At 37.7% G+C, this 2,620-nt stretch carries 3 protein-coding genes; all 3 read left to right on the top strand.

Annotation, left to right across the window (positions count from 1 at the left end; genetic code table 11):
• The first annotated feature begins 320 nt into the window (after window positions 1–320).
• A complete protein-coding gene (locus AC0YNV_RS40620; protein ID WP_475773124.1) occupies window positions 321–1,001 on the top strand; it encodes an alpha/beta fold hydrolase in 681 nt (226 codons plus the stop codon).
• Window positions 1,002–1,240: 239 nt separating this feature from the next.
• Window positions 1,241–1,750 (top strand): shikimate kinase, encoded by a 510-nt coding sequence (locus AC0YNV_RS40615; protein ID WP_475773123.1) that lies wholly within the window; start codon window positions 1,241–1,243, stop codon window positions 1,748–1,750.
• A gap of 108 nt (window positions 1,751–1,858) precedes the next feature.
• Window positions 1,859–2,275, top strand: coding sequence for a hypothetical protein (locus tag AC0YNV_RS40610; RefSeq protein WP_475773122.1), 417 nt, complete (start codon window positions 1,859–1,861; stop codon window positions 2,273–2,275).
• The last annotated feature ends 345 nt before the right edge of the window (window positions 2,276–2,620 follow it).

Here is a 2,620-nt window from a genome sequence, read left to right as displayed (position 1 = left end):
AGAGGGGATGCACAGTATAGCTCTCGGGATCACAGTCCCACGGGCACGAACGTTCAATCCCCGGCTATGGCTATCTTACGACCACATAAAAATGAGGTCCACCAGAAAGATGTGGTGACCTCATAATACGAACGGGTACGATAGTGGAGGGGATTGCTACGCGGCAGCTCCTCTTTTTTATTATAAAGTAACGGGGAGGATTGTTGAGGTATATACGTTCAATATCCTGCTTTCGTGGTATTCTTTAATAAAGATTTTCCTTTGTAAAGGAGCGATGAAAAACGTCTTTATTATCGAGCAAGGCCCAAAATAAATCCGTAATGATTCATTACTACGATTCAATTAATAAAACGAATCAGGATTTGGCTCCGCTAATTGTTTGTCCTGGTTTATCAGAAACAGCAGATGAATATATTGATTTACTCGAAGCAGTGTTACCAAGAAGATGTATAATATTATCATTTCGAGGCAGGGGGAAAAGTGATACTCCTGATTGCGGGTACAACCTTTCTGATCATGTTTCTGATATTCAAGCGATAGTAAAGCATACCGGAATAAAGTCTTTTCATTTGTTTGGCTACTCACGTGGCGTTTCATACGCTTTAGGCTATGCTCAGAATCACTGGGAACGACTGAAGTCAATGGTCTTGGGTGACTATCCTCCAGAGCATCGGGAAATGGATCCAGATTGGCCTGAAGAATATATAAACAACTATCTGATTCCATATAACCGAAGTGATTTTATTCGTCCAAAAGCAGTTATTGGCATTCAACGGGAGTCAGCACAGATCCGTTTAGAATTTGAATTGGAAATCCCAGTATTAGTAGCAAGAGGGCTTCTTAAAGATTCTCTAGTTAAGGATACCGACTTATATCGATACAAAATAATGTATAGTGATTTAATGATAAAGGAGTATTCACAATCAGGACACGACATAAAAGAAAAAGAGAAAGAGCAATTTTTCAAAGATATAGTCAACTTTTTAGATCGTAATGATTGAATAGGGGTTGTTCAACTATTGGTGACTTTTGATCTAAGATCTTTCTGCCACTGTATGAGCCAGTCGTCATAAAGCTAACGGGTACGATAGCTGAATCAAGACACGCAGCAGCCGGCAATCACGATCGGCTGCTTTTTCCGTTATAGTAACGGGAGTTCGCGCTATCTTGTGAAGGATATTTATGGGGAATACCGAATGGTTTAACGAAACCAATAACAATTCAAGAAGTGAGGAAGAAAATGAATATAGTACTTGTAGGGATGTCTGGTGCTGGTAAAAGCACTTTAGGCGTGTTGCTTGCAAAAGCCTTAGGAATGGATTACGTGGATACGGATATTGTCATTCAGCAACATGAGGGTAGGTTGTTACAAGAGATAATTGATAATGAGGGTTTCGAAAAATTTATGCAGATCGAAGAAAAAACTGTGTCTGAATTGCAATTAAAAAATTGCATTATATCTACAGGTGGAAGCGTTATATATTCAGAAAAGGCCATGAATGTCCTTAAACAGGATGGTCAGGTCATTTATTTACATGTCCAATATGAAGAGATTAAGAGAAGACTAATAAACGTAACAACCAGAGGCATTGTTATAAAGAAAGGCAATAGTCTTAAGGACGTTTACGAGGAAAGATATCCTCTATACAGAAAGTACAGTGATAAAACCCTCGATTGCTTAAATAAGGATATAGAACAATGTGTAGGTGAAATTATAGAACTAATACAAGAAAGTCATGGTGATCATTGAGCTAACGGGTACTATAGTTCAATGAACGAAGGGTTGCCGTATGGCGGCCCTTCGTTCAGTTAACGAAAATAAGTATCAACGAATAATAAAATTAAGGGGCGCAGTAGTATGGAAACAAAAAATATAAAAGTTCAATTAATCAAGACTGATGTAAATATTAAAGTAGGGGATCTTGTTTTGTACGAGGAATCACCACATAATCCAGAGATGGTTTTTATTGAGTTAATTTTTATAGGTAAGAAACTAACTAGTGAAAGTGAAAACTTTTTCACAGCATTATTAAGTATAAGAAGAGAATTAGAATTGGAGAACATTCAGATTGCTTGCAATGGTGCAGCCGAGAACGTTTATCCATCTAGAATGCAGTTGGATATGGGGAGCGGACGGAAGGCATATAAACTTATTAATGGACAAAAGGCACTAATAAAAGATGTAGTTGATATCTTTGACTATGACAGAGAATTGAAATTTGTAGGAATTGACAAGCAAACTGATTACTATGAAAAGTGGTTAAACAGCCTATAGGCCGAGGGAACGCAACATGAATGATTCAACTAACGGATACGATAGCTCAATAAGACTCGAGGAAACGGCAGCCGGCATAAAGGCTGTCGTTTTCTCAACTAACGGGAAGATTAACGCAACTTTCGTTAGAAAATAACGTCCTAAATATTGGAATATTAAGGGTCACTTCCAATTAGGGTAGGAGGTACTGTATGAAGAAATTTTATTTATTATGTTTATCATCAATAATTGTTCTATCGGGTTGTAAAGCAAGTAACGAACCTCCACCATCTTTAAACCTTTCGTCCATGCATTCTGTTGAAGAAGGTAAATATTATCTTGCTGCGTTTGGAACCAATGAAGAAC

This window comes from Paenibacillus sp. JT31N11 (assembly GCF_056269285.1).
The sequence above is the reverse complement of the archived record's forward strand: the minus strand, read 5'-3'. Positions and strand labels throughout refer to the sequence as shown.

What these genes read in the sequence shown, in the direction of transcription:
- AC0YNV_RS40620 (WP_475773124.1), top strand. Translation starts at nt 321, where the DNA reads ATGATTCATTACTACGATTCAATTAATAAAACGAATCAGGATTTGGCT.
- AC0YNV_RS40615 (WP_475773123.1), top strand. Translation starts at nt 1,241, where the DNA reads ATGAATATAGTACTTGTAGGGATGTCTGGTGCTGGTAAAAGCACTTTA.
- AC0YNV_RS40610 (WP_475773122.1), top strand. Translation starts at nt 1,859, where the DNA reads ATGGAAACAAAAAATATAAAAGTTCAATTAATCAAGACTGATGTAAAT.